General features: G+C 76.2%; 16 protein-coding genes. 8 read left to right on the top strand and 8 right to left on the bottom strand.

Annotation, left to right across the window (positions count from 1 at the left end; translation table 11 throughout):
- Nucleotides 1-16: 16 nt before the first annotated feature.
- The 3 genes from AC2TDM_RS07745 to AC2TDM_RS07735 form a co-directional block, all read right to left on the bottom strand.
- Nucleotides 17-1,621, bottom strand: a complete 1,605-nt coding sequence (locus AC2TDM_RS07745; protein ID WP_090030729.1) for an RNA polymerase sigma factor — start codon at nucleotides 1,619-1,621, stop codon at nucleotides 17-19.
- Nucleotides 1,622-1,855: 234 nt separating this feature from the next.
- Nucleotides 1,856-2,248 (bottom strand): universal stress protein, encoded by a 393-nt coding sequence (locus AC2TDM_RS07740; RefSeq protein WP_090030726.1) that lies wholly within the window; start codon nucleotides 2,246-2,248, stop codon nucleotides 1,856-1,858.
- 161 nt (nucleotides 2,249-2,409) lie between these two features.
- A complete protein-coding gene (locus AC2TDM_RS07735) occupies nucleotides 2,410-3,558 on the bottom strand; it encodes a DUF4192 domain-containing protein (protein ID WP_484636281.1) in 1,149 nt (382 codons plus the stop codon).
- 136 nt (nucleotides 3,559-3,694) lie between these two features.
- Here AC2TDM_RS07735 and AC2TDM_RS07730 point away from each other — a divergent pair, with 136 nt between their 5' ends.
- Both AC2TDM_RS07730 and AC2TDM_RS07725 read left to right on the top strand, forming a co-directional pair.
- Complete coding sequence (locus AC2TDM_RS07730; protein WP_484636280.1) at nucleotides 3,695-4,240, top strand: hypothetical protein; 546 nt, start codon at nucleotides 3,695-3,697, stop codon at nucleotides 4,238-4,240.
- Between the two features lie 9 nt (nucleotides 4,241-4,249).
- Complete coding sequence (locus tag AC2TDM_RS07725; RefSeq protein ID WP_484636279.1) at nucleotides 4,250-5,365, top strand: polyprenyl synthetase family protein; 1,116 nt, start codon at nucleotides 4,250-4,252, stop codon at nucleotides 5,363-5,365.
- A 33-nt stretch (nucleotides 5,366-5,398) separates the two neighbouring features.
- Here the strand turns inward: AC2TDM_RS07725 and AC2TDM_RS07720 are convergent, their stop codons facing one another.
- The gene (locus AC2TDM_RS07720; RefSeq protein WP_090030720.1) at nucleotides 5,399-5,824 is read right to left on the bottom strand and encodes an Rv2175c family DNA-binding protein; all 426 of its coding nucleotides are present in this window, start codon (nucleotides 5,822-5,824) and stop codon (nucleotides 5,399-5,401) included.
- Between the two features lie 234 nt (nucleotides 5,825-6,058).
- Between AC2TDM_RS07720 and AC2TDM_RS07715 the strand changes: the two genes are divergently transcribed.
- Nucleotides 6,059-7,240 carry a LysM peptidoglycan-binding domain-containing protein gene (locus AC2TDM_RS07715; protein ID WP_484636278.1) on the top strand — a complete coding sequence of 394 codons (1,182 nt, stop codon included), beginning with the start codon at nucleotides 6,059-6,061 and terminating at the stop codon, nucleotides 7,238-7,240.
- A 50-nt stretch (nucleotides 7,241-7,290) separates the two neighbouring features.
- Nucleotides 7,291-9,270: a Stk1 family PASTA domain-containing Ser/Thr kinase gene (gene pknB, locus AC2TDM_RS07710; RefSeq protein WP_484636277.1), complete on the top strand. Its 1,980-nt coding sequence runs from the start codon at nucleotides 7,291-7,293 to the stop codon at nucleotides 9,268-9,270.
- Between the two features lie 99 nt (nucleotides 9,271-9,369).
- Here the strand turns inward: pknB and AC2TDM_RS07705 are convergent, their stop codons facing one another.
- From AC2TDM_RS07705 to AC2TDM_RS07695, 3 genes are all read right to left on the bottom strand, one after another.
- The gene (locus AC2TDM_RS07705; RefSeq protein ID WP_484636276.1) at nucleotides 9,370-10,722 is read right to left on the bottom strand and encodes a class II 3-deoxy-7-phosphoheptulonate synthase; all 1,353 of its coding nucleotides are present in this window, start codon (nucleotides 10,720-10,722) and stop codon (nucleotides 9,370-9,372) included.
- Nucleotides 10,719-11,939 carry a pyrophosphate--fructose-6-phosphate 1-phosphotransferase gene (locus AC2TDM_RS07700; protein WP_484636275.1) on the bottom strand — a complete coding sequence of 407 codons (1,221 nt, stop codon included), beginning with the start codon at nucleotides 11,937-11,939 and terminating at the stop codon, nucleotides 10,719-10,721. The genes AC2TDM_RS07705 and AC2TDM_RS07700 overlap by 4 nt, the downstream gene beginning before the upstream one ends.
- A 158-nt stretch (nucleotides 11,940-12,097) precedes the next feature.
- The gene (locus tag AC2TDM_RS07695; protein WP_484636274.1) at nucleotides 12,098-12,883 is read right to left on the bottom strand and encodes a lysophospholipid acyltransferase family protein; all 786 of its coding nucleotides are present in this window, start codon (nucleotides 12,881-12,883) and stop codon (nucleotides 12,098-12,100) included.
- A gap of 155 nt (nucleotides 12,884-13,038) precedes the next feature.
- Between AC2TDM_RS07695 and AC2TDM_RS07690 the strand changes: the two genes are divergently transcribed.
- Nucleotides 13,039-13,710 (top strand): hypothetical protein, encoded by a 672-nt coding sequence (locus AC2TDM_RS07690; protein ID WP_484636273.1) that lies wholly within the window; start codon nucleotides 13,039-13,041, stop codon nucleotides 13,708-13,710.
- Nucleotides 13,711-13,801: 91 nt separating this feature from the next.
- Here the strand turns inward: AC2TDM_RS07690 and AC2TDM_RS07685 are convergent, their stop codons facing one another.
- Nucleotides 13,802-14,746: an ROK family glucokinase gene (locus tag AC2TDM_RS07685; RefSeq protein ID WP_090030706.1), complete on the bottom strand. Its 945-nt coding sequence runs from the start codon at nucleotides 14,744-14,746 to the stop codon at nucleotides 13,802-13,804.
- 149 nt (nucleotides 14,747-14,895) lie between these two features.
- Here AC2TDM_RS07685 and AC2TDM_RS07680 point away from each other — a divergent pair, with 149 nt between their 5' ends.
- The 3 genes from AC2TDM_RS07680 (at nucleotide 14,896) to AC2TDM_RS07670 (ending at nucleotide 18,968) form a co-directional block, all read left to right on the top strand.
- Nucleotides 14,896-16,707, top strand: coding sequence for an AMP-dependent synthetase/ligase (locus AC2TDM_RS07680; protein WP_484636272.1), 1,812 nt, complete (start codon nucleotides 14,896-14,898; stop codon nucleotides 16,705-16,707).
- Between the two features lie 76 nt (nucleotides 16,708-16,783).
- Entirely contained in the window at nucleotides 16,784-18,679 is a 1,896-nt protein-coding gene (locus AC2TDM_RS07675) for a DEDD exonuclease domain-containing protein (RefSeq protein WP_484636271.1), read from the top strand.
- Nucleotides 18,680-18,686: 7 nt separating this feature from the next.
- Complete coding sequence (locus AC2TDM_RS07670) at nucleotides 18,687-18,968, top strand: Lrp/AsnC family transcriptional regulator (RefSeq protein ID WP_090030700.1); 282 nt, start codon at nucleotides 18,687-18,689, stop codon at nucleotides 18,966-18,968.
- Nucleotides 18,969-18,970 lie beyond the last annotated feature (2 nt).

Raw genomic sequence — 18,970 nt, 5'->3', positions numbered from 1 at the left:
GCGACCGCAGGCCGGGTCAGTCGAGGTAGTCGCGCAGTACCTGCGACCGCGACGGGTGCCGCAGCTTCGACATCGTCTTGGACTCGATCTGCCGGATCCGCTCACGCGTGACGCCGTAGACCTTGCCGATCTCGTCCAGCGTCTTCGGCTGGCCGTCGGTGAGGCCGAACCGCATGGACACGACGCCGGCCTCGCGCTCCGACAGCGTGTCGAGCACCTGGTGCAGCTGCTCCTGCAGCAGCGTGAAGCTGACGGCGTCGGCCGGGACGACGGCCTCGGAGTCCTCGATGAGGTCCCCGAACTCGCTGTCCCCGTCCTCGCCGAGCGGCGTGTGCAGGGAGATCGGCTCGCGGCCGTACTTCTGGACCTCGACGACCTTCTCGGGCGTCATGTCCAGCTCCTTGGCCAGCTCCTCCGGGGTGGGCTCGCGGCCCAGGTCCTGGAGCATCTGGCGCTGGACGCGGGCCAGCTTGTTGATGACCTCGACCATGTGCACCGGGATGCGGATGGTGCGGGCCTGGTCGGCCATCGCGCGCGTGATGGCCTGACGGATCCACCACGTGGCGTACGTCGAGAACTTGTAGCCCTTGGTGTAGTCGAACTTCTCGACCGCACGGATGAGACCGAGGTTGCCCTCCTGGATGAGGTCCAGGAACAGCATGCCGCGGCCCGTGTAGCGCTTGGCCAGGGAGACGACGAGGCGCAGGTTCGCCTCGAGCAGGTGGTTCTTGGCGCGCCGGCCGTCGTGCGCGATCCACTTGAGCTCGCGCTCCATGGTGGCGTCCATCTGCGTGCCGGACGCCAGGCGCTCCTCCGCGAAGAGGCCCGCCTCGATCCGCTTGGCGAGCTCGACCTCCTGCTCCGCGTTGAGGAGCGCGACCTTGCCGATCTGCTTGAGGTAGTCCTTGACCGGGTCGGCCGTGGCGCCGGCCGTCACGACCTGCTGCGCGGGGGCGTCGTCGTCGTCGGCGTCCGAGACGACGAAGCCGGTGGCGTCGTCCCCCTCCTCGGAGCGCGCGGCGGCGGGCGCGGCCTCGACCTCGTCGGTGGCGTCCTCCTCGGGGGCCACGACGACCTCGTCGGTCTCCTCGACCTCCTCGATCGCGACGTCCTCGAGGTCGGCCCCGGCGGTCGGGCCGTCCTCCTCCACCAGCGCCTCGTCGTCGCCGTCCACCGGCGCGCCCTTGACGGGCTTGGTCGCGGCGGCCTTGGCCGTCGTGGCCTTGGCCGCAGCCGCCTTCGTGGGCTTCGCAGCGGTGACGGCCTTCGCCGCGGCGGGCTTCGTCGCGGTCCTGGCGGTCGCCGCCTTCGCACGGGCGGGGCGGGCGGGGGCGTCCTCGCCGTCCACGGCCGCCTCGCTCTTCGGCCGGGTCCGTGCCGTCGTCGCGGCGACCGCACGGGCCGGCGCGGCCACGGCGTCCTTCACCTCGATGCCGGCCGTCGCGAGGCCGCGGAGCACGGCACGCAGACGCTTGGCGTCCTGCACGTCGGCGCCTTCGCACGCGGCACGGACCTCGGCCGCGTCGACACCACCGTGCGTGCGACCGCGCCGGACCAGGTCCTGGAGGGCGGGGTGCTCGAACTCACGGGGCAGCGCGGGATGCGTGGTCTGGGACGTCACAGAGGACCTTTCGGCAGCACGAACCGGAGGGCGTCCGGAAGGGGTGGTGGATATTGTACCGACCACCTGCGGACCGGCGAGGAGTCCCGCACGGGGGACGGCGGGTGCTCGGACGACCCCCAGCACCCGGTCGGGCGACCCGACGGGTGGGGACGGGGTCGGACCCACGCCACAACGGACCCCCGGCGCGCCGTATTCCCGTCGCCGACCGACGGCGGCGACCGGCGTCGCCGGTCAGGCGGAAGGTTTGGCCGTCAGGACCGGGCAGGGCGCGTCGAACAGCACCCGCTGGGCGTTGACGCCGAGGATGAGCTTGCCGACCGGGCTGCGGCGGCGCAGGCCCAGGACGACGAGGGCGGCCCCGGTGCTCTCCGCGGTGGAGATGAGGTCGTCGGCCACGTCGCCGCCCTCCATCACCCGGACCTCGTGCGGCACCCCCTCGGCCTCGAGCCGCCGGCCGACCTCCGCCAGCTCGTCCTCCAGGGCGGCGCGCCCGCCCGCGTCCCCGTCGGGCCCCAGGCTGGCGACGAGCAGCACCGGCAGGGAGCGCATCCGCGACTCGGCCACGGCGGCGTCCAACGCCGCCCGGCCCTCGGGCGTCGCGACGTACCCCACGACGATGCTCATCAGCTCTCCCCTCCGCCCGGCCGCGTGCAGGACTGGTCGCGGGCCGGCCGGGCACCGGAGGGGCCCCGTCGCCGGCGCCGCCGTCGTAGGTGCGACCGTACCCGAGGGGCGACGGCCGCACGCCGCGAGCGCCCGGGCCGGCCGGGCGGGCCCCCCGGCACCTAGGGGACACGCGCCGACCGCTCGCGCCGTGCCCACCCCGGCGGCAGCCCTGCCTCGCCCACGTCGCGCAGGAGGAGCGCCAACCCGTGCGCGGGGTCGTCGGCCAGGGCGGCGTCCACGTGCGCCGCGGCCCGCACCCCGTCGCCGTGCCACCACGCCAGGAGCGCCAGGAGCGTCCGGGCCGGTGCCTGCGCGCCCCTCCGCCCGTGCGCGACGACCGCCTCCAGGGCACGCACCAGGGCCGCGGCGGCGCCCGGCGGGCGGACGCCGGCGACCGGGTCGACCAGGGCGGACAACGCGCGGCCGAGCTCGTCGTCCTCGCCGCGGTCCCGCGCGGGGCCGGCCGGCGCCAGCGTGCGCTCGGCGAGGTCCCCGGTGCCGGGCACGAAGGTGACCAGGACCGCGTCCCGCACCGTCGCGTCCGTCAGGCCCGCCTCCACCCGGCCGAGGTCCGGCGGGGCGGGCGTCCGTCCCGCCTCCGTCGCGTCCACGAGACGGCGCCAGGCGGCGAGCGTGTCGGACCGCCACACCGCGTGCGCGGCGGTGCCCGGTGCGGCGAGCGCGGCCGCGCGACGGTCCTCCGCCCGCCGCCGCGCCCGGGCGGTCGCACGTCGCGCCTCCCCCGGTGCGGGGCGCACCACGCCCACCTCGTCGCGCGAGGCGAGGACGACGCTGCCGGCGACCACCATCGTGGCGCCGACCTGCGTCGACTCGAGCTCGCGCAGCGGCCTCCCGCCCGGTGGGCAGCACGCGGGGTCCGTGCAGTCGAGGGACAGGTACCCCGTCCCCGCGACGACCCAGCACGGCACCTCCCCGAGCACGGGCTCCGCCGCGCCGCGCAGCGCGGCCACGGCGGCGACGACGTCGGGGCGGCGGTGCGTGCGCGGGTCCTCGGGCACGTAGAGGACGAGGAGGGCGTGCGCCGCCCCGTCCCGGCCCAGGTGCCCGACGAGCGTGCGCGCGAGCCGCCCGCCCTCCTCGGGCCGCCCGAGGCCCGCCAGGTCCACCCGCGCGACCAGGCCCACCTCCCCGCGCGGCGGGCGCAAGCTCACGACCACGGCACTCTCCTCGGGCGCGAAGCCGAGCCGGTGCGGCAGGAGGGACAGCAGCTCGCGGGCCTCGGCCACGCGGAGGGTCACGGGTTCCATGCCGCGCAGCCCACCCGACGGAGGCCCCGTCGCGGGTCCCGCGCGGACCGGCGGTGGACGGGGAGGTGGGTCGACCGGGCTGGGGACGGCTCGGCGGCGCCGCGCCGCGCCGCGGTGGCTCACCTACAGTGACGGCGTGCCGCGCCCCGCCGTCCCGACCGTTCGCGCACCCCGTCGGGTCGTCGCCACCCTGCTGGTGGCCGCCGCGGGCGCCGGGGTCGCCGGGTGCAGCACGAGCGCGCCGGCCCGGCTCGACCCGCCGGCGGGCGCGACCGCGCTGCTGACGCCGACGGCCGCCCCGACGGGCGTGCTGCCCTCGACGGACCCGTCGGCCGGCACCGTCGGCGCTCTCGCCGAGGGCTTCCCGGCGGACCTGGTCCCCGTGCCCGAGGGTGCGGAGGTGCTGGTGTCGTCCGCGGAGCCCGTCGAGGGCACCGACCTGACGAGCATCAGCCTCAACCTGCGGTCGCCGGCGGACGTCGCGGCCCTCGTCGCCGCCCTGCGGGACCCCCTGCTGGCCGCCGGGTTCACGGAGACGTCGACGGCACCGCCGGCCGGGCTGGCGGCCCAGAGCACCTTCGCGCGCTCCGAGGGCGGCGAGCTGCTCGTGCTCGGCGTCGTCGACGACGGGGACACGCGCACGGCGACGCTGGGCGGCACCGTCCGCGCGACCGGCACCTAGAGTGCCCGCGTGAGCGACACGGAGGTCCTGGGCGTCGAGGACGTGCGCGCCCTCGTCGGGCAGCGCGTGGAGGAGCACCTCGTGCGCCTCCGGCTGGTGCTGGCGCAGGCCGGCGACGACGCCGGACCCGTCGCCGACGCCCTCGAGGAGATGCTGCGGGGCGGCAAGCGGCTGCGCGCGGCCTTCTGCTACTGGTCCTTCCGCGCGCACGGCGGGCGTCCGGGGACGCCGGAGGCCGAGGCGGCGCTGCGCGTGGGGGCGTCGCTCGAGCTGTTCCAGGCCGCCGCGCTCTTCCACGACGACGTGATGGACGAGTCGGACACGCGCCGCGGCCGGCCCGCCGCGCACCGGGCCTTCGCCGCCCGGCACACCGCTCACGGCTGGTCGGGCCGCGCCGACCAGTTCGGCACCTCGGCCGCGATCCTCCTCGGCGACCTGGCTCTCGTCGCCAGCGAGCAGGAGTTCGCCGCGGCGCTCGCGGACGCGCCGGCGCCGCGCGCCCGGTCGGCGCGCGCGGTCTTCGACCTCATGCGCACGGAGGTGACCGTGGGGCAGTACCTCGACGTGCTCGCCCAGGTCCTGCCGTGGGGCGAGGAGCCTGCCGCCGACGAGCGCCGCGCGCGGCAGGTGGTCCGTGCCAAGGCCGCCCGCTACTCCGTGGAGCACCCCCTCGTGCTGGGGGCGTGCCTCGCGGACGCGTCGACGGTGCAACTCGCCGCGCTCCGGGCGGTGGGGCTGCCCCTCGGCGAGGCGTTCCAGCTCCGCGACGACCTGCTGGGGGTCTTCGGGGACCCGACGACGACGGGCAAGCCGGCCGGTGACGACCTGCTCGAGGGCAAGCGCACCGTGCTCGTGGCCCGCGCGGTGGCCGCGGCCCGTGCGGCCGGGGACACCGCGACCGAGGCGCTCGTGCGGAGGCGACTCGGGGACCGGTCCATGTCGCCCGTCCAGGTCGCGGAGCTGGCCGCCGCCATCCAGGCGAGCGGCGCGGTGGACGAGGTCGAGGCCCTCATCGACGCGCTCGCCCGCCAGGCCCTCGACGCGGCGGAGGCCGCCGACTGGGCGGAGCCCGGGCGCTCGCGCCTGCTGGGCCTCGCCCGCGCCGCGGTGGACCGCCGAGCCTGACCCCGGGCCTGACCGTCGGGCCTAGACGTCTACCTAGAGCTCGGCCTGCGCTCGGCGGCGCACCTCGGTCTTGCGGCCCTCGCGCAGGGCGGACATGGGCGTGCCCGGCAGGCTCTCGTCGGGCGTGAAGAGCCAGGTCACCGCCTCCTCGGCGGAGAACCCGGCGTCCGACAGGACGGTGAGCGTGCCCTGCAGGGCCGCGAGCACCGTCCAGCGCGGGAGGTCCTCCGCGCGGGACGGGGCCGCCGGGTTGGCCAGGTGGCCCGGCACCAGGAAGTCGGCCGGCACCTGCAGCACGGGCGGCGTCCCGCGGCGGACGCCGACGAGCCGGCCCTCCTGGAGGATCCGGCGGACCTTGCCCGGGTCGGTGCCCAGACGCTCGGCGACGTCGGGGACGGTCAGCCACTCCCCGACGAGGGAGTCGAGGGGGTCGGCGGCGGGGGTCTGCTGCGGGTCCACGGCGGCAGCGTAACGAGGCGGCGGCGCTCCAGGACGCCGCGCCGAATCACACCCGTGGAACTCCGCCGTCCGACTACCCGTGCTCATCCGACGTCGTCTACGGTCGATCCGTCACAGCAGTCACACGGTTCACATGAGCCTCAGCAGTCCCACCGCGGTGCCGTCCCGGCCGCCGCGCCGAGCACGTCCGTCCGCCCCCGTCGCCGGGAGCGACGGCACCCCTGGAGAGCACCCATGACGTCCAGCACCCGGACCGGCGCGATGCGCCGCGTCGGTCCCAGCACCGGCGCCACCCTCGTCATCGCCGCCGCCGCCGTGGCGGGTGGCGCGGCACCCGCGCACGCGGACGAGCAGGTGAGGGTGCGCTCGGGCGACACGGTCAGCGCCATCGCCGCCCGCACCGGCAGCAGCGTCCGCGCGATCGCGGACGCCAACCGCCTCGCCGACGTGCACCGGATCCGCGAGGGCCAGGTGCTCACCGTCCCGACCGGTGCGCCGTCCGCCCCGCGCGCCGCCGCCGCTGCTCCTGCCGCTCCCCCGGCGCCGGCCGCCACCGCCTACGCCGTCGTCACCGGCGACACCGTCGGCGCCATCGCCGCCCGGACCGGCACCACCGTCGCCGCCATCGTCGCCGCCAACGGGCTGGACTCCCGGGCCTTCATCCGCGCGGGCCAGACGCTGCAGATCCCCGGCGCGGCCGCGGCCGCGGCACCGGCGCCCGCGGTCGCCGCGGCAGCCGTGAGCACCGCCACGACCTCCGTCACGGTCCGCCGCGGCGACACCGTGGGCGCCATCGCCGCCCGGACCGGGACCACCGTCGCCGCGGTCGTCGCCGCGAACGGCCTGGACTCCCGGGCCTTCATCCGTGAGGGGCAGGTGCTGACGGTGCCCGTGGCCGCGGCGGCCCCCCCCGCCGCACCCGCCCCCGCGAGCGTCGGCAACACCTTCGCGGGGAGGACCTACGCCGACGACGTGGTCGCCGCGGCCAACGCCAACAAGGCCGCGCTCGTGCGGGCCGGCGTGCCGTCGAAGGCCGACATGCAGGCCAAGGTCGCCGCCACGGCCCGCGCCATGGGCGTCGACCCCGCCCTCGCGCAGGCCGTCGCCTTCCAGGAGTCGGGCTTCAACCACACGGCCGTCTCCCCCGCCAACGCGATCGGGACCATGCAGGTCATCCCGTCCTCGGGCGAGTGGGCCTCGCAGCTCGTCGGCCGCCCGCTGGACCTGCTGCACCCGGACGACAACGTCGTGGCCGGCGTGGCGATCCTGCGCTCGCTGGTGCGCACGTCGGCCGACCTGCCGAGCGCCATCGCCGGCTACTACCAGGGCGCCGCGTCCGTGCGGAAGAACGGGATGTACGCCGACACCCGCCGGTACGTCGCGAGCGTGCAGACGCTCATGACGCGGTTCGGCTGACGGTCGGCGCCTCCCGGTCCCCGGCCGGGGCCGACCGTAGACTGCGCGCCGTGAGGGCCCCCGCCGCCGACCCGATGATCGGCCGTCTCGTCGACGGCCGGTACGCCGTCGTCGCGCGCATCGCCCGCGGCGGCATGGCCACGGTGTACCTCGGGGTCGACCGGCGGCTCGACCGCGAGGTCGCGGTGAAGGTCATGCACCCGCACCTGGCGGAGGGCGCCTCGGGCAGCGAGTTCGTGGCCCGGTTCCGCCGCGAGGCGCGGACCGCGGCCCGGCTCACGCACCCGGGTCTCGTGGCCGTCTACGACCAGGGCCTCGACGGCGACACCTCCTACCTGACGATGGAGTACGTCGACGGGTCCAACCTGCGCCGGCGGCTCGGGGAGGTCGGGGCGCTGACGCCGGGCGAGGCCCTGGGCGTCGCGGAGGACGTGCTCGACGCGCTGGCGACCGCCCACCGCCAGGGCCTCGTGCACCGCGACATCAAGCCGGAGAACGTCCTGCTCGCCGCCGACGGCCGCGTCAAGCTCGCCGACTTCGGGCTCGCGCGCGCCGTGACGGAGGTGACGTCGACCTCGACGGGGACGATGCTCGGCACGGTGGCGTACCTGGCGCCGGAGCTCGTCGCGCGCGGCGCGAGCGACGCCCGCACCGATGTCTACGCCTGCGGGATCCTGCTGTACGAGATGCTCACCGGGCGGCAGCCCTTCACGGGCGAGACGCCGCTCATGGTGGCGCTGCAGCACGTGAAGGAGCGGGTGCCGGCGCCGTCGGCCCTCGTGCCGTGGATGCCGGTCGAGCTCGACGAGCTCGTCGCCGCGCTGACCGCCTCCGACGCGGACGAGCGGCCCGAGCACGCGGGCGCGGCGCTCGCGCTGCTGCGCCGCACACGGGGCGCGCTGGACGCGGCCGTGCTGTCCCGGCGCCCCGACGTCCCCCCTTCGCTCCCGGCTCCGGGTGCGGGATCGGGCGGCGGCGACGGCACCGGGGAGGGGTGGGACGACGACCCCCGCGCCGACGACGACGGGGCGACGACCCGCCTGGCCGCGGGTCCCGGGACGACGGTGGCCCTGCCCATCGGCGCCGCCGCGTTCGACGACGACGAGGTCCCGCCCCCGCGCGGGCGACGCCGGCGCCGGGGCGCGCTGCTCGCGGTCCTCGCCGTGCTCCTGCTCCTCGGCGGCGGCGTCGCCGCCTGGTGGTTCGCCGCCGGCCCGGGCGCCCGCGTGGCGGTGCCGGCCCTCGTCGGGCGCGAGGAGGCGGCCGCGGTCGCGCTGCTGCAGGACGCGGGCTTGCGGGGCGAGCGGGGCGAGACCTTCAGCGACGAGCCCGTCGGCAGCGTCGTCGCCAGCGACCCCGCACCGGGGACGTCGGTCCCCCTCGACGCCGTCGTCGGCTACACCGTGTCCCTCGGGCCGGACCTCGTCGACGTGCCGACCGAGGGGGTGGTCGGCGCGCTGCAGGCCGACGCCGCCGCCGTGCTGGCCGCCGCCGACCTCCAGGTGGCCTACGAGCAGGCGTACGACGACGCCGCCGGCCCGGGCTTCGTCCTCGGCGCCGCACGGCCCGACGGCGCACCGCTCGAGGGCGGCCAGCTCGAGCGCGGCTCGGTGGTGACGCTGACCGTCTCGCAGGGGCCCGCGCCCGTGACGATCATCTCGGTCGTCGGGCAGACGCTGGACGCTGCCCGTGCGGCGCTGTCGCAGGACGCGCTGGAGGTGGTGGTCGAGGAGGCCTTCTCGGACACCGTCGACGCCGGCCGGGTCGTCTCGCAGGACCCCGCCTCCGGGACCGCCGGCCACCGCCGGGACACGGTGACCGTCGTCGTCTCGAAGGGGCCCGAGCTCGTCGAGGTGCCCGACCTGACCGGCCGGCAGTACGACGACGCGGCCGCGGCGCTCGAGGCCCTCGGGCTGCGCGCCGACCGGACGAACGTCCTCGGGGGCATCTTCGGGACCGTCCGGTCGCAGAGCGTCGACCCGGGTGACCAGGTGCGCAAGGGCACCACCGTCACGCTGACCGTCGTCTAGCGCGGCCGCGGGCCTCGCCCTGCGCCGGGCCGACGGCACGCAGGGCCGGCCCCGTGCCCGGGGCCGGCCCTGCGTCCGTGCCGGTCGTGCTCGTGCGCCTCAGTGCTGGCGCAGCAGCTCCACCACCTGGAACGCCATCTCCAGCGACTGCTGGTGGTTCAGCCGCGGGTCGACGAGCGTCTCGTACCGCCGCGCGAGGCCCTCCTCGTCGATCTCCTCCGAGCCGCCGAGCACCTCCGTCACGTCGTCGCCGGTCAGCTCGATGTGCAACCCGCCCGGCACGGTGCCGAGCGCACGGTGCACCTCGAAGAAGCCCGCGACCTCGTCCATGACGTCGCTGAACCGGCGCGTCTTGTAGCCGCTGGCGGACGTGATGCCGTTGCCGTGCATGGGGTCGCATACCCAGGTGACGGGCCGCCCGTCGGCCGCCACCTTCTCCACCAGCGACGGGAGCAGGTCGCGCACGCGGCCGGCACCCATACGGGTGATGAAGGTGATGCGGCCCGGCTCGGCCGCGGGGTTGAGCCGGTCCATGAGGGCCAGCGCGTCGTCGCCCGTCGCCGTGGGGCCGAGCTTGATCCCCAGCGGGTTGTGCACGCGGGAGAAGTAGTCGACGTGCGCCCCGTCGAGCTGGCGGGTCCGCTCGCCGATCCACAGGAAGTGGCCCGAGCAGTCGTACGGCCGGCCCGTCCGGGAGTCGATCCGCGTGAGCGGCCGCTCGTAGTCCAGCAGCAGCCCCTCGTGGCTGGCGAAGAAGTCGACCGTGCGCAGGGCGTCGAAGTCCGCCCCGCAGGCCGCCATGAACCGGATGGCCCGGTCGATCTCCGCCGCGATCTCCTCGTACCGGCTGTAGGCCGGGTTCTGCATGAACCCGCGGTTCCACTCGTGCACCCGCTGCAGCGACGCGAAGCCGCCGGTGGTGAAGGCCCGCACGAGGTTCAGCGTCGCCGCGGAGGTGTGGTACGCCTCGAGGAGGCGCTGCGGGTCGGGCGTGCGCGCCTGCGCCGTGAAGTCGTACCCGTTGATGATGTCGCCGCGGAACGCCGGGAGCGTGACGCCGTCGCGCGTCTCGGTGTCGGCGCTGCGGGGCTTGGCGTACTGCCCCGCCATCCGGCCCATCTTGATGACCGGCAGGCTGGCGCCGTACGTGAGCACGACCGCCATCTGCAGGATCGTCATGATCTTGTGCCGGATGCGGTCCCCCGTCGCCTCCGCGAAGGTCTCCGCGCAGTCCCCGCCCTGCAGCAGGAAGGCCTCGCCCCGGCCCGCCGCCGCCAGGCGTGCGCGCAGGTCGTCCGCCTCGCCGGCGAACACGAGCGGCGGCAGCGACGCGAGGCGCCCGGTCACCTGCGCCAGGCGCGCGGCGTCCGGCCAGGCCGGCTGCTGCACGGCCGGCAGGGCGCGCCAGGCGTCGAGGCCCTCGAGGACCCGCGGGTCGGCCTCGACGCTCACGCGTGGTCCGCCGGGACGAGGTCCTGCCCGATGTCCGCCAGGAGCGCGCCGAACCAGGGCTGCTGCACGTCGAACGGCTTGCCGCCGGCGATGCGCGGGAACGCGATGGCCTTGAGCCGGTCGCCGTCCTCCTCGTCGTGCCCGATGACCCCGGCCTCGCCGCGCAGCGCGCACTCCACCGCCAGGTCGGTCATGGACTTGATGAGGCGCAGGTCCTCGGCGTTGGCCGCGGCGGCGCGCGAGAAGTACCCGGACTTCTGCACCATGACCTTCTCGGCGCCGAGCTTCTCCGCGAACTGCTTGGCGAACCACTGGCCCGGGTTGATGGTGTCGAGCTTGACGTGGCCGAACGCGTCGCGCCCGACCTCCTGGCCGGAGGCCTCGAGCTGCTCGACGATCTCGTGCATGCCGGCGCCCTCGGACAGGAAGATGTTCACGTTGCCCTGGGCGTCCATGATGCCCTTGAGCCGCGCGGCCTCCGCGTCGATGTCGAGCGCGAGCTCGGGGAGGAACACGGCGTGGACGTCCCAGCGCTCGCGCGCCAGGCCGATGCCCGGCACCCACTCCTGCTGGTCGAGCCACTTGCGGTACTCCACGGCGGAGGCCGCCGTCAGCCAGCCGCAGTGCCGGCCCATGACCTCGTGGACGATGAGCATGCGGGGGCCGGAGCGGTGCTCGCCGATGATGTTCGCGGCGAAGCCGGCGGCCTCCTCGGCCGCCGTCCAGGCACCGAGGGACTGCTTGATCGGCACGACGTCGTTGTCGATGGTCTTCGGCAGCCCCACCACCGTCAGGCCGTAGCCGTTGTCGGCGAGGTAGGCGGCGAGGTCCGCGGCCGTGGTGTTCGTGTCGTCGCCGCCGATGGTGTGCAGCACGTCGACGCCGTCCGCCTTGAGCTGGTCGGCCGCCACCTGCAGCGGGTCCTGCCCCTCCTGCACGAGGCCGCGCTTCACGCAGTCCGCGACGTTGGTGAGCTTGACCCGCGAGTTGCCGATGGGCGAGCCGCCGAAGCGGTGCAGGATGCCGGCGTTCGCCCGCACCTCGTCGGACACGACGACCTTGTCCCCGCGCAGCAGCCCGTGGTAACCGTGCTGGTACGCGATGATCTCGACCTCGGGCGCGATCTCGGTGTAGCGCTCGATCAGCCCCCCGACGGCCGAGGACAGGCACGGAGCGAAGCCACCCGCGGTGAGGAGGGCGACGCGACGGACCGACATGGGACACACCTCTCGTAGGCAAGCCCGCGGCACGGGCTCTGCGACGGACCGCCCCCGGTGCCGGGGTGCGGCCCGGGGACGTGGTCACCCGGGATGTCGGTCCCGGCCGGGACGCGCCCACGGGCGCACGCCGGCCGGTCCCGCCGCGGGGGCCGCGGTCATCCTACTGAGGAGCCGCCCTCGTCCTGCGGGGGGACCGGTACCTGGACGTCGGGCGCCGGTCGACCGCCGGGGGCCACCGCGGGACCGGCGGCGGTGCCGCCGGCGGCCGCGGGGTGGCCCGAGGCGATGCGCGCCTTCTGCGTCGCGGCGTACACGTCGACGTACTCCTGCCCCGACAGGCTCATGATCGCGTACATGATCTCGTCGGTGACCGAGCGCAGGATGAAGCGGTCGTTCTCCATGCCCTGGTAGCGGCTGAAGTCGAGCGGCTCGCCGATGACGATGCCGATCCGCATCACCTTGGGGATGCGGCGGCCGACGGGCTGCGCCACGTCCGTGCCGACCATCGCGACCGGCACGACCGGCGCCCCGGACTCCAGCGCCAGGCGCGCGATGCCCGTCTTGCCCCGGTACAGGCGGCCGTCGGGGCTGCGCGTGCCCTCGGGGTAGATGCCGAACAGCTTGCCCTCGCCCAGGCGCCGCAGGCCCGTGTGCAGCGCCGCCTCGCTGGCCTTGCCGCCGCCGCGGTCGACCGGGATGGTGCCCACGCCCTTCATGAAGCCCGCGGTGAGCCGGCCCTTGAGGCCGCTGCCCGTGAAGTACTCCTGCTTGCCGATGAACACGAGCTCGCGGTCGATGACGAGCGGGAGGAAGAAGGAGTCGATGACGGCGAGGTGGTTGCTGGCGAAGATGGCCGGGCCGTCCGTCGGCACATTCCCGGCGCCGCGCACCCACGGGCGGTACACGAGGCGCAGGAGCGGACCCACGAAGACCCGCTTCATCAGCCAGTAGAACAACGCCCCGCCTCTCGTCCCGCCCGTCCCGCCGGTCTTCCGGCAGCACCCGTCCGGCGCCGGCGCGTGGGCGGGCCGCGCCGGGGACCGCGCCGGGGACCGCCGCCGTGCCCGGCGTCAGGGGACGACTCTAGAGTGCATCCATGCCGCAGCGCCCCGATGACCCCGCCGCCGATGCCTCCGGCCACGCGGCGGACGACGTCTGGGAGGACCTCGTCGCGCGCCTGCGCGGCATGGGCGGCATGGACGGGGCACCGGGCGCCACGGGTGGGGGTGCCGGTGCGGCCCCCTCGGGCGCGTCGTCCGGCGGTCCTGCTGCGGCGTCCCCCGACGAGGCGTCGGACGGCGTGCGCGGCGACGACGCGGCCGGCACGCCGCCCGCCGTCGGCCCCGCGGGGCTGCACCCCCGCACGGTGCGTCCCGCGCGGCGTGGCCCGGGGGACGACGCGGCGGGTGCGGGTGGTCGTGGCACCGCCGACGCGCCCGTTCCCGCGCCGCTGCCCGGGGCGGACGGCCGGTCCTGGGACGCCACCGACCGGATGGACGCGGCGGAGCGCCGCGTCGACGAGGCCGAGCGCTTCGTCCCGCCCGACCCCGGACCGGTCCTCGGTGGCGAGCCGCTGCGCACCGCCGCGTGGCTGGCCGTCGTCGGTGCGCCGCTGCTCGTCGTCGTCGCGCTCGTCGCCTGGCCCGGTGCGCCCGCCTCCGTGCTGCAGGCGGCCGGGGTCGTCTTCCTGCTGGGCATCGCCGTGCTCGTGTGGCGGATGCCGCACCGGCGGGACCCCGACGACCCCGACGACGGCGCGGTCGTCTGACGGCACGCGGTACTCGGGCGCCTGTCGCGACGACGCCCGTCGCGCCCGCCCCGGTCGCCCGGGGCCGGGCGGCTGTCGGACGGGTGCGACCTCAGTGCCGCGCCAGCTCCGCCGCGCCCACCATGCCGGCGTCGTTGCCCATCTCCGCCGCGACGATGCGGGCCTCGGGCCGGTGCCCGCGCGCCGACAGCTGCTCGGTGAACCCCTGGCGCACCGGGCCCAGCAGCAGGTCCCCGGCCTCCGCCACGCCACCGCCGACGACGATGAGCGCCGGGTCCAGCAGCGCCGCCACGGACGCGCTCCCCTCGCCGATCCACCGGCCGAGCGTCGCCAGCAGCTCCACCGCCAGGGGGTCGCCCTCCTGCGCCGCCTGGGTGACGTGCTGGCCCTTGAGCTTCTTGGGCCGGCCGCCCGCGAGCTCGAGCAGCCGCTCGGACCGCTCGGGGAAGGTCACCATGTGCGCCTGCGCCTCGCGCACCAGCGCGGAGCCCGACGCGTACTGCTCCCAGCAGCCCTCGTGGCCGCAGCCGCAGTAGTGCCCGCCGGGGACGACGCGCATGTGCCCGACCTCGGCCGCGACGCCCCAGGCGCCGCGCACGAGGTGGCCGTCGACGACGACCGCGCCGCCCAGACCCGTGCCGATGGTCAGCAGCAGCATGTCGTCCGCGTCGCGCGCGGCGCCGAACCGGAACTCGGCCCAGCCCGCCGCGTTGGCGTCGTTCTCGACGACGATGCGCAGCCCCTCCCCCAGCTCGCGGGCGACGTTGTCCCGCAGCGGGTGGTCACGCCACGGCAGGTTCGGCGTGAACCGCACCGTCGCGCGGTCGGTGCCGATGAAGCCCGGCGCCGCCAGGCCGATCGCCCCGACCTCGTAGGAGCCCATGAGCTCACGGCACGCGTCCACGACGCCGGCGTCGACGCTCGCCGCGTCCGTGGGGTCGGTCGGGCGGCGCGTCGAGGCCAGCAGCTCGCCGTCCGCGGACACGACGCCCGCCGCGATCTTGGTCCCGCCGATGTCGACCCCGATGGCGTGCATGCGTCCGTTGGCTCCCTGTCCGTCGGTCCTTCGTCCCCTGGCGTCCGGGCACCGGGCGCGCCGACACGCTACCGGCCGTCCTGGGCCGCCGTGCGCGACGTCCGTCCCGTAAAGTCGTGGGACCCGTCACGCCTGCCGAGGGAGTCAGCATGGACGAGTCGCACGCCCCCCTGCTCGTGGAGCTCGACCGCGCGAGCAACCTGAACGACCTGCTCGCGCGCCGCGTCGCGGGGACGCCGGGCAGCGTCCTCGCCGAGCGCGGCCACCCCGACTGGCAGCCCGTCACCGCGCGCGCCTTCGCGGACGAGGTGCTCGCCGTCGCGCGGGGCCTCGTCGCCCTCGGCGTCGGACCGGGCGACCGGGTCGGCCTCATGTCGCGCACCCGCTACGAGTGGACCCTCCTCGACTTCGCCGCGTGGGCCGCCGGCGCCGTGCCCGTGCCGCTCTACGAGACGTCGGCGGCGGAGCAGGTCGCGTGGATCGTCGGCGACGCGGAGGTGGGGCTCATGGTCGTCGAGACCCCGCAGCACGCCGCCACGGTGGAGCGGGTGCGCGACCGGACGCCCTCGCTGCGCACGGTGCTCGTGCTCGACGAGGGCGCCGTCGCGACCCTCGTCGCCGCCGGGGCCGACGTGCCCGACGAGGAGATGGCGCGCCGGGCGTCCCTGGCGACCCTGGACGACACCGCCACGATCATCTACACCTCCGGCACCACCGGCCGGCCGAAGGGCGTGCCGCTCACGCACGGCAACTTCGCCGAGCTCTCGGCCAACGCCGTCGAGCAGCTCGGCGTCGTCATCAGCGCGCCCGGCGCGCGGACGCTGCTGTTCATGCCGCTCGCGCACGTCTTCGCCCGGTTCATCGAGGTGCTGTGCGTGGCGTCGGGGGCGGTGCTGGGGCACACCGCCGACACGAAGGACCTCCTGCGCGACCTCGGGGCGTTCCACCCGACGTTCGTCCTGGCGGTCCCGCGCGTGTTCGAGAAGGTCTACAACAGCTCGGAGCAGAAGGCCGCCGCCGCCGGCCGCGCCGCGATCTTCCACCGCGCCGCGGACACCGCCGTCGCGTGGTCCCGTGCCCTGGACACGCCGGGGGGCCCGGGGCTCGTCCTGCGCCTGCAGCACCGGGTGCTCGACGCGCTCGTGCTGTCGAAGATCCGGCGGGCGCTCGGCGGGCGGGCGCAGTGGGCCATCTCGGGCGGCGCCCCGCTGGGCGAGCGCCTGGGCCACTTCTACCGCGGGTGCGGCCTGACGGTCCTCGAGGGCTACGGCCTGACGGAGACGACGGCACCGGCCACGGTCAACCGGCCGGAGCGCGCCAAGATCGGCACCGTCGGGCCCGCGATGCCCGGCACCTCCCTGCGCATCGCGGCCGACGGCGAGATCCAGGTGCGCGGCGTCGGCGTGTTCCCCCGCTACCACCGCAACGAGGCGGCCACCGCGGAGGCGTTCGACGACGGGTGGTTCCGCACGGGCGACCTCGGCGCGCTCGACGAGGACGGGTACCTGCGCATCACCGGCCGCAAGAAGGAGATCATCGTGACGGCGGGCGGCAAGAACGTCGCCCCGACGGTCCTCGAGGACCGGCTGCGTGCGCACCCGCTCATCAGCCAGGTGGTCGTCGTCGGCGACCAGCGGCCGTACATCGGCGCCCTCATCACCCTCGACGCCGAGGGGCTGCCCGGGTGGCTGGCCACGCACGGGCGCCCGGCCATGACTCCCGCCGAGGCGGCCACCGACCCCGAGGTGGTCGCCGCGCTCGACGCCGCCGTCGCCGCCGCCAACGAGGAGGTCTCGCGCGCGGAGTCCATCCGCCGCTACCGGGTCCTCGCGACCGACCTCACCATCGCCGGCGGGCACCTGACGCCCAAGCTCAGCATCCGCCGGGCGGAGGTCCTCAAGGACTTCGCCGCGGACGTGGACGCGCTGTACGACGGCACCCCGGGGACCTCCGCGCCCTGACGCCGGTCCCGCCTCGGCGCGCCCGGGCAGGCGTGTCCGGGCCGCCGTGTCGGTGGCCCGGGCTACCGTCCCCGCCATGCCCGACCCCCTCCCCCCGCGCGTGCCGACCGACCGGGGCGCCCGCGCCGCCGCGGCGTCGGCGCAGGCGGTGGCAGCGGGCGTGGGCACGCACCTGGCGCCCGGGCTGCAGGTCGGGTTCGACGACCTCGGCACCCCCCTGCACGAGGTGACCTTCGTCGTCGTCGACCTCGAGACGACGGGCGGGTCCGCCGCCGAGTGCGGGATCACCGAGATCGGCGCGGTCAAGGTCCGGGGCGGCCAGGTGCTGGGCGAGTTCGCCACCCTCGTCGACCCGGGCGAGCCGGTCCCGCCGCAGATCCAGGTGCTCACGGGCATCACGACGGCGATGCTCGTCGGGGCGCCGCGCATCGAGGAGGTGCTGCCCGCGTTCCTCGAGTTCGCGCGCGGCTGCGTCCTCGTCGCGCACAACGCACCGTTCGACGTCGGCTTCCTCACCGCCGCCGCGCGCCGCACGGGCCACCCCTGGCCGGGCTTCCCCGTGGTCGACACGGTCCGGCTCGCCCGGCGCGTCGTGACGCGCGACGAGGCGCCGAACCACCGGCTGGCCACGCTCGCGGCGCTGTTCCACGCCTCCGTGGTCCCCGAGCACCGGGCCCTGGGGGACGCGCAGGCGACCGTCGACGTCCTGCACGCGCTCCTCGCACGGCTGGCCCCGCTGGGCGTCACGCACCTCGAGGACCTGGCCACGGCGGCCGACCCCGTGCCGGCCGACGTGCGCCGCAAGCGCACCCTGGCCGACGGCCTGCCGCACGCGCCCGGCGTCTACCTCTTCCGCGGCCCGCGCGACGAGGTGCTCTACGTCGGCACCTCCACCACGTCGTTGCGCACGCGCGTGCGCACCTACTTCACCGCGGGGGAGAAGCGCGGCCGGATGACCGAGATGGTGCGGCTCGCCACGCGGGTCGACGCGGTCGTGTGTGCGACGCCGCTGGAGGCCCGCGTGCGCGAGCTGCGGCTCATCACGGAGCACTCCCCGCGGTACAACCGGCGCTCCCGCTTCCCCGAGCGGATGCCGTGGGTGCGGCTGACCGTCGAACCCTTCCCCCGGCTGTCGGTCGTCCGCCAGGTGCGCGACGAGCCGGGCGCCGCGTGGATCGGGCCGTTCCCGTCCACGGGCGCCGCCACCCTGGCGGTCGAGGCCCTGCACGCCGCCTTCCCCGTCCGGCAGTGCACCCGGCGCCTGCCCGCCGTCGCGCCCGCCGGGGCGTCGGCGTGCGTGCTGGCCGAGGTCGGCCGCTGCGGCGCACCGTGCACCGGCGGCCAGGACCTGGCGTCCTACGCGACGGTCGTCGATGGGATGCGCGCCGCGATGACGGGGGACCCGTGGCCCGTCGTGTCCGCGCACGCCCGCAGGATCACGGCGCTGGCGGCGCAGCACCGCTACGAGGAGGCGACGACCGTGCGGGACCGCCTGCAGGCGTACCTGCGCGGTGCGGCCCGGACGCAGCGGATCGGCCCGCTCGCCCGCACCCCCGAGCTCGTCGCGGCCGCCCCCGTCGAGGGGGGCGGGTGGGAGCTCGTCGTCGTGCGGCACGGCCGGCTGGCCGCCACCGCGCGTGTCGACCGCCGCACCGATCCGCGTCCGGTGGTCGAGGCGCTGCGGGCCTCGGCCGAGCACGTGGCCGCGCCCGGTGCGCCGGCCCCGGCGTGCCACCCGGAGGAGACCGACCTCGTGCTCGCCTGGCTCGACCGTCCCGGGGTCCGTCTGGTGCACGCGCCGGACGGCTGGGCCTCCCCCGTGCGCGGCGCGCAGTCGGTGTCCGACGTGGCGGCCGCGGTCACGACCGCCGTGCTCCTCGCGACCCGCACCGACGACGACGACGTCCCGGCAGGGGACGTGGCGCGCCCCGTCACCGTCGCGGGTCCCGTGCTGCGCGGCCGGTCGGCATGATGGGCCCATGATCACCGCCATCGTGCACATCGACACCGAGGCCGCCCGCATCCCCGAGGTGGCGGCCGTCGTCGCCGACCTGCCCGGCGTGAGCGAGGTCTACTCCGTCACCGGCGGCGTCGACCTCGTCGCGATGGTGCGCGTGCGCGAGCACGAGGAGCTGGCCGACGTCATCGCCGACCGCATCTCGAAGGTGCGCGGCGTCGTGCGCACGCAGACGTTCATCGCCTTCCGCACCTACTCCCGCCACGACCTGGACCAGGCCTTCGCCCTGGGCCTCGACGACTGACG

Source organism: Cellulomonas sp. plas2, assembly GCF_057221735.1.
This window is presented reverse-complemented; position numbering and strand designations above follow the sequence as displayed.

What these genes read in the sequence shown, in the direction of transcription:
- AC2TDM_RS07715 (WP_484636278.1), top strand. Translation starts at nt 6,059, where the DNA reads ATGACGTCCAGCACCCGGACCGGCGCGATGCGCCGCGTCGGTCCCAGC.
- AC2TDM_RS07690 (WP_484636273.1), top strand. Translation starts at nt 13,039, where the DNA reads ATGCCGCAGCGCCCCGATGACCCCGCCGCCGATGCCTCCGGCCACGCG.
- AC2TDM_RS07735 (WP_484636281.1), bottom strand. Translation starts at nt 3,558, where the DNA reads ATGGAACCCGTGACCCTCCGCGTGGCCGAGGCCCGCGAGCTGCTGTCC.
- AC2TDM_RS07700 (WP_484636275.1), bottom strand. Translation starts at nt 11,939, where the DNA reads ATGTCGGTCCGTCGCGTCGCCCTCCTCACCGCGGGTGGCTTCGCTCCG.
- AC2TDM_RS07670 (WP_090030700.1), top strand. Translation starts at nt 18,687, where the DNA reads ATGATCACCGCCATCGTGCACATCGACACCGAGGCCGCCCGCATCCCC.
- AC2TDM_RS07695 (WP_484636274.1), bottom strand. Translation starts at nt 12,883, where the DNA reads ATGAAGCGGGTCTTCGTGGGTCCGCTCCTGCGCCTCGTGTACCGCCCG.
- AC2TDM_RS07685 (WP_090030706.1), bottom strand. Translation starts at nt 14,746, where the DNA reads ATGCACGCCATCGGGGTCGACATCGGCGGGACCAAGATCGCGGCGGGC.
- AC2TDM_RS07675 (WP_484636271.1), top strand. Translation starts at nt 16,784, where the DNA reads ATGCCCGACCCCCTCCCCCCGCGCGTGCCGACCGACCGGGGCGCCCGC.
- AC2TDM_RS07740 (WP_090030726.1), bottom strand. Translation starts at nt 2,248, where the DNA reads ATGAGCATCGTCGTGGGGTACGTCGCGACGCCCGAGGGCCGGGCGGCG.
- AC2TDM_RS07680 (WP_484636272.1), top strand. Translation starts at nt 14,896, where the DNA reads ATGGACGAGTCGCACGCCCCCCTGCTCGTGGAGCTCGACCGCGCGAGC.